This is a genomic window from Schumannella sp. 10F1B-5-1, assembly GCF_006517535.1.
Taxonomy (GTDB): Bacteria; Actinomycetota; Actinomycetes; order Actinomycetales; family Microbacteriaceae; genus Schumannella.
Genome location: NZ_VHQH01000320.1, coordinates 1 through 531, shown reverse-complemented (window position 1 = coordinate 531; position 531 = coordinate 1). Strand labels below are relative to the sequence as shown.

Genomic DNA, 531 nt, shown 5'->3' with positions numbered 1-531 from the left:
CATCCCCCGTGATTCCTGGGCTGTTACCGAATAGTTACCGAATATCGGCCGCGCCGGGTATCTTCAACTCTTGAATGCAGTGCACAATCGCACTGCCACTGTTCACAGCCGAGCAGAGGTACTTCGAGGAAGTTCCCCCTCACACCATGAGAAAGGGAGTGACGTGAAGAAGTCATCGTTGATTTCGATCGCTGCACTCGCCGGCGCTTCTGCGCTGGTTCTTGCCGGATGTTCGTCCACCTCGGGTGATGGCGGCAACGGAGGCGGAACCGCCTCCACGCGCGCCTGCGTCATCCTGCCCGACACGGAGTCGTCGGACCGCTGGGAGAACGGCGACCGCCCCGCGCTCGAGAAGGCGTTCACCGACGCCGGCTTCGAGGCCGACATCCAGAACGCCCAGGGCTCGACCGACAAGATGGCGACCATCGCCGACCAGCAGTTCTCCAAGGGCTGCGGCGTGATGCTCGTCGTCGACTACCAGGGCGCCGGCTCCGCCGTCGTCGACAAGGCCAAGGCCGAGGGCGTGCCGGT

The 531-nt window shown here is 63.8% G+C and carries 1 pseudogene; it reads left to right on the top strand.

The features are described from left to right. Positions 1-178: 178 nt before the first annotated feature. A pseudogene (locus tag FJ658_RS15865) lies at positions 179-531 on the top strand (sugar ABC transporter substrate-binding protein); the annotation flags it as partial.